Origin of the sequence: Pseudoalteromonas sp. (assembly GCF_041613455.1) — a bacterium.
Taxonomy (GTDB): Bacteria; Pseudomonadota; Gammaproteobacteria; order Enterobacterales; family Alteromonadaceae; genus Pseudoalteromonas.
The window spans coordinates 1-5,963 of the sequence record NZ_JBFJHD010000187.1 but is presented as its reverse complement, the minus strand read 5'-3'; the positions used below and the strand labels follow the sequence as shown (position 1 = coordinate 5,963).

Sequence of the window (5,963 nt, the reverse complement as noted above, 5' to 3'; positions counted from 1 at the left end):
CGTTTAGATTTACCACGTGTTGAACACTGGGTAGGTCAGGGCGCATCTCTTTCAGATCGCGTAGCTAAGTTAGTAAAAGACGCTCGTAAAGCGGCTTAATAGGCGTAAGTGTAACCATGAGTCAAGAGAACACCTCATCAATAATTGTCGTAGGAAAGCTCGGTGCCCCATATGGTATAAAGGGCTGGCTTAAGGTACATTCATTTACTGATGATCCCGTAGGGATCTTCGATTTCAGCCCGTGGTTGATAGGGCAGCAAGGTAAATGGCAGTCCTTAGAAGTGGTCGACTGGCGTCGCCACAACAAAGGCTTTATCGCTAAATTTGCGCAGATAAACGACCGAGACGAAGCAATGGCTTATACCCATGCTGAAATCTCAATGGATGCAGCGCATTTACCAGAACTTCCGCAAGGTGAGTTCTATTGGCGAGATCTCATTGGCATGTCTGTTGTAACCGATAAAGGTTATAGCTTAGGCATTGTTGATGACCTTATGGAGACAGGGTCAAATGACGTACTAGTTGTGAAAGCAAACAGTAAAGACGCATTTGGTCAAGCTGAACGTTTGATTCCTTTTTTAACTGATTCAGTTATTAAAGAAGTTAAATACGACGCAAGAGAAATTACCGTAGATTGGGATCCAGGGTTTTAATGACGCAAACTAGTTCATTATGGGTAGGGGTTATAAGCCTTTTTCCAGACATGTTTGACGCTATTACAGACCAAGGTGTTACCGGTCGCGCAGTAAAAAATGGTTTAATTGATTTTAACTGTTGGAATCCGCGAGACTACGCTTTAGATAAGCATAGAACCGTAGATGACCGTCCTTACGGGGGCGGACCAGGTATGTTAATGATGGTTGAGCCATTAAAAAAAGCGATTGCCGAAGCTAAAAAAGCAGCTGGTGATGGCGCTAAAGTAATTTATATGTCCCCGCAAGGGCGCAAACTTGATCAGCAGGGCGCTGGCGAACTCGCTAACTCTAATAAACTGATTTTGATTGCCGGTCGCTATGAAGGTATAGATGAGAGAATAATAGAATCATATGTTGACGAAGAATGGTCAATTGGTGATTTTATTTTGAGTGGTGGTGAACTACCTGCCATGACATTAATTGACGCAGTAGCGCGATTAGTGCCAGGTGTGTTAGGTCATAACCAGTCAGCAGAACAAGATTCGTTTTCGGATGGCTTGTTAGATTGTCCACACTATACACGACCAGAAACATTGGACGACAAACAGGTTCCTGCTGTATTACTCAGTGGAAACCACCAAGAGATAGCAAAGTGGCGGCTTAAGCAGTCATTAGGTAGAACTTGGTTACGACGTCCTGACTTGTTGCATAACCTAGCTCTGACTGAGGAGCAAGCGGTATTACTCGCAGAATTTCAGCAAGAGTACCAAAAAGCTTGTGGCTAGAAGACAGTTACACCTAGGAAAGTGAGAAACATAATGGCAAAAGTAAACCAAAATATTATTAAAGCGCTTGAAGATGAGCAGCTTAAAACAGACGTACCTGCATTTGGCCCTGGTGATACAGTGGTTGTACAGGTAAAAGTAAAAGAAGGTGCTAAAGAGCGTCTACAGGCCTTTGAAGGTGTTGTAATCGCTAAGCGTAATCGTGGTCTTCACTCAGCATTCACAGTTCGTAAAATTTCGAACGGTGAAGGCGTTGAGCGTGTATTCCAAACGCACAGCCCTCTTATTGATAGCGTAACAGTTAAGCGTCGCGGTGCAGTTCGTCGTGCTAAGCTTTACTATCTACGTGAGCGTTCTGGTAAATCTGCACGTATTAGAGAAAAACTTAACTAATACGCGCTGTTTATCAACGCAAAAAAACGGGTTGCATCCTTCGGGTTGCAACCCGTTTTGGTTTCTATAACATAAAATTTCAGGCTAAATACTAAAGCTTAAACCACAGCTGTCGGACTAGGAGTCGCACTGTCGTAATATTCACCAGTATAGTTAGGCTTCCTTTATTGCTAAACACAAAGTGCACCTCGATAAATTTTTATCAATATGTGTTTTAAACACCTTTTCAACTTACCCGCAGAATACGTAATAACCCAATTAACGCCAGTATGAGCATAACTTTGCTCAAGCAAAACTTAAGCTAAATATACCTAAGCCAAATAAAGCACAGAAAATAAAAATTTGGCAGATGAATTATAGTATTTAACCTTGAGCTCAGGTTATTTAAGGAAGTAGGGTGATGAAAATAGCTCAAAAAGTGGAGCCAAGTGTAACTAGGTATAACTTGAAGGAGTATTGGATGGGCAGTAAGGATTGCGGTAAGGGCGCTTTATACGACCTTACCGCGACTAAGTTATTAGGCTAGTTGAACCTATGCACAATACAAATTACTTAACGTTATGAACATGTACATCGCGTTGTGGGAAAGGAATAGAAATACCTTCTTTATCAAACGCTTTTTTCACTTTTTCTTGCATATCCCAGTAGTAAGGCCATAAGTCACCTGTTGCAACCCAAGCGCGAAACATTAAATTAACTGAGTTATCGCCAAGGCTGGCAACACAAATACGTGGTGCCGGATCTGTTAAAGAGCGCTCGTCTTCTTCAAACAGGCGTTTTAAGATAGCTTTTGCCGTATCTATGTCGTCGTTATACGAAATTCCAAAGGTCATATCACAGCGGCGTTTGTCATAAATACTTACGTTCACTAGTGTCGCATTCGATAGGCTACCGTTTGGAATAACAATGCGGCGGTTATCGAAGGTATCTACTACCGTGTATAAAATTTGAATTTCGACGACTGCGCCCATAAAGCCCTGTGCTTCGATAGTATCGCCAACCTTGAACGGTTTAAAAATTAGCAACAGCACACCGCCAGCAAAATTAGCTAGACTGCCTTGCAGTGCAAGACCTATTGCCAGGCCTGCAGCACCAATCACCGCGATGAACGAGGTGGTTTCGATACCTACCATAGAGGCCACCGAAATAAGCAGCATAATTTTCACTACAGCGCTAATTAAGCCACATAAAAACTTGTTTAGTGTTGGATCTTTTTTGCCTAGTCGGTTATCTAAAACTTTAACAAAGCGGTTGATCAGCCATAGGCCAACCAGTAAAGTAATAATAGCGAGCACAAATTTTGGTGCGTAAGTCATAACGAGTGATATGGCTTGGTCTATTAATTGTGAAGCGTCTACATCTGTTCCTAAAACTTCTTCCATTTTATGGATCCTGTTTATTTTAATTACTATATGAATAATATAAGAATAAACGTGATAACTCTACTATGCAACAAATGCAGGCTTTTTAGCTTGCTAATTTACTTTTATTGACTGCGGCTTTTAGGGTAAATAATTAATATTTACTTTAAAGGTATTCGTTGCTTCTCAAAGTATTGTTTTTCAATTTAACCTTTTACTTATTTAGTCTTTTATCAGGCTATTGATCCTGTTAGTATTTATCGTATTGATTAGTTTACTTTAATGTAAACTTAAGTTGGCGTTTTTGCTTTTTAAGGTGGTATGCAAGTGGCGGATATAAATGATTTAGCCCAGTTAAGAGTGGGTATTGATGAGTGTGATACACAGTTGGTGGCACTGCTGGCAAGGCGTAATTCGCTTACTCAAAAAATTGGCGCAATAAAGCAGCAAACTGGTGCGCCACTTCATGCACCCGATCGTGAAGCTGATTTATTAGCTGCAAGGCGCCAAGAAGCAATTAATCAGGGAGTAAGCCCAGAGTTAGTTGAAGATATTCTTAGGCGTATGATGCGCGAAGCGTATCAGAATCAGCAAGCTAAACTTGCATGTGCTGCACCGCATTTATCACCTATTGTTATTGTGGGTGGGCAAGGTGCTATGGGGCAATTATTTGCTAAGCAATTTCAGCGCTCTGGTTACGAAGTAAAAACCCTTGATAAGCAAGATCAAGCAAACGCTGCAGCAATTTTAAAAGGCGCTAAATTAGTACTATTAAGTGTACCTATTAATGCGTTAGAAACTGTAGTTGCTGAACTACCTAAGTTAGATGAAGGCTGTTTATTGGTAGATATAACATCGGTTAAGCAAGCGCCAATTAAAGCACTAAAAGCAGCGCATAGCGGCCCAGTTGTAGGGCTGCATCCTATGTTTGGCCCAGATATTTCGCACTGGGTTAAGCAAACAGTGGTGGTGTGTGAAGGGCGTGACCACGATGTTGCACAGGGCTTGTTAGCACAGTTGCAAGTGTGGGGTTGCCAGCTAGTTGAACTTGATGCGAAAAAACATGACGAAGCAATGCAAATAATTCAGGTAATGCGCCATTTAACCACCTTTGTATATGGGCAGTTTTTAGCAAAACAAAGCCATACATTAGCGGAGTTACGCAGCTGTTCATCACCTATTTATCAATTAGAGTTAATGATGGTTGGGCGCTTATTTGCGCAATCGCCAGAGTTATATTCAGATATTATGTTAGCGCAATTTGATAACGTAGAGAGCTTACTGGCGCAGTATCAACAGACTTTTGCAGACACACTTAAAAAGTTAAAAGCAGGAGATAAGCCCGCGCTTATTGATGCCTTTGCTGATGCAAAAGCTTATTTTTCAGATTCGACAGCGCACTTTTTAACCCAAAGTCGCAGCCTGTTAAATAAAGCGAATGACGCAAAAGTGCTAGATTAAAACAGAAAAACAAAAAAGGGCTTAATTAAGCCCTTTTTACATTATAAGCTGCGCGTTATTGCGTATTTACACTCACAGCTTGGAGCGTTTCGCTTTGATAGCAGCCTAAAATACGTACATACTGAGTGTATTCTTTTAGCTCCTCTAATGCATTTTTTACTTGGCTGTCGGCAAGGTTCGCTTCTAAGTCGACGTAAAATACTTCTTCCCATGGGTTACCCGGCATAGGGCGAGACTCTAACTTAACCAAATTAATTTTATGTTGTTTAAAAATCATTAATGCATCGGCAAGTGAACCAGCCTGCTGTTTAGTGGCCATAATTAAACTGGTTTTAGTGGGTATTTGCTTTGATACCTGTAATGGCTTACGCGCTACAACAATAAAGCGGCTGTGGTTTTCGCTTTGGTTTGCTAAGTTAGATTTAATCACTTCTAGGCCTACATTTTTACCTGCTTGGGCAGAGCCAATAGCGGCACTATTTGGCGTATTTAGTGCTGATTGCAGGGCACTTGAAGTTGAGTCGCAGGTTTCGTGTTGCAGCTCACCAAGGCCTTGTAAAAAGCGGCTACATTGAGCAAACGGTTGCGGGTGAGCAAATATTTTTGTAAGTTGGCTAAGCTCAGTATCTGGGTTGGCAAGTAAACAATGTTCAACACTGTGCGTTACTTCACCAACAATAGACACTTGTGCATGTTGTAGTAAATCAAATACTTCGTTGATACTGCCTGAACTGGTGTTTTCAATAGGCAGCAAACCAAAATCGGCTTGGCCGTTTTCTACTTTACCGGTAATTTCGTCAAACGAGCTACAGCCTATTTCAACTAACTTACCTGGGCGACGGCTAAAGTATTTATGACAGGCCAACTGGCTGTATGAGCCTTGCCCACCTAAATACGTAACACGATGGGTTTCGCTTAACGCATCTGGGTTAAGGTTTTTTTGCAGCATAGCTTGTTGATGCAATACAGAGTCTTCTAAAATAGTTTGAAAAACATTATTTACGTAATAGGCGTCTAACCCTAACGATTTCCCATAACCTATCAGCTTTTCTAGAAGTGCTAATTCACGGGCTTCATCACGAATCGGTTTATTGTTCGCTATTTTATATTCCACCACACCATGGCTAATACGACGTCGTTTGGCTAGTAAAACCAGTAAATCAGAATCTATCTCATTTATATCGTGTCGAAGTGTATTTAGTACATCATTGCTCATTTGGCTTTCCTCATTCCAAAAGTATGCTGTTCATACAGCAAAAACAAAAAAGCCTCCCGGTTGGGAGGCTTTGCTATTCGATTGATTTTATCTCACAAACAGTTCAGCCTCT

General features: G+C 41.2%; 6 protein-coding genes and 1 pseudogene. 5 read left to right on the top strand and 2 right to left on the bottom strand.

What is annotated here, in order from left to right:
* The 4 genes and pseudogenes from rpsP to rplS form a co-directional block, all read left to right on the top strand.
* A pseudogene (gene rpsP, locus ABYB02_RS13715) lies at positions 1-99 on the top strand (30S ribosomal protein S16); the annotation flags it as partial.
* 17 nt (positions 100-116) lie between these two features.
* Complete coding sequence (gene rimM, locus ABYB02_RS13710) at positions 117-653, top strand: ribosome maturation factor RimM (RefSeq protein ID WP_024596584.1); 537 nt, start codon at positions 117-119, stop codon at positions 651-653.
* The gene (gene trmD / locus ABYB02_RS13705) at positions 653-1,420 is read left to right on the top strand and encodes a tRNA (guanosine(37)-N1)-methyltransferase TrmD (protein ID WP_149594286.1); all 768 of its coding nucleotides are present in this window, start codon (positions 653-655) and stop codon (positions 1,418-1,420) included. Before rimM ends, trmD begins: the two co-directional genes overlap by 1 nt.
* A gap of 33 nt (positions 1,421-1,453) precedes the next feature.
* Positions 1,454-1,813: a 50S ribosomal protein L19 gene (rplS, locus tag ABYB02_RS13700; protein ID WP_007581406.1), complete on the top strand. Its 360-nt coding sequence runs from the start codon at positions 1,454-1,456 to the stop codon at positions 1,811-1,813.
* A gap of 548 nt (positions 1,814-2,361) precedes the next feature.
* Here rplS and ABYB02_RS13695 read toward each other — a convergent pair.
* A complete protein-coding gene (locus ABYB02_RS13695) occupies positions 2,362-3,195 on the bottom strand; it encodes a mechanosensitive ion channel family protein (RefSeq protein WP_086995304.1) in 834 nt (277 codons plus the stop codon).
* Between the two features lie 306 nt (positions 3,196-3,501).
* Here ABYB02_RS13695 and tyrA point away from each other — a divergent pair, with 306 nt between their 5' ends.
* Positions 3,502-4,635, top strand: a complete 1,134-nt coding sequence (gene tyrA, locus ABYB02_RS13690; RefSeq protein ID WP_089368941.1) for a bifunctional chorismate mutase/prephenate dehydrogenase — start codon at positions 3,502-3,504, stop codon at positions 4,633-4,635.
* A 55-nt stretch (positions 4,636-4,690) separates the two neighbouring features.
* Here tyrA and ABYB02_RS13685 read toward each other — a convergent pair whose 3' ends face one another.
* Positions 4,691-5,851, bottom strand: a complete 1,161-nt coding sequence (locus tag ABYB02_RS13685) for a chorismate mutase (protein WP_086997942.1) — start codon at positions 5,849-5,851, stop codon at positions 4,691-4,693.
* Positions 5,852-5,963: the final 112 nt, after the last annotated feature.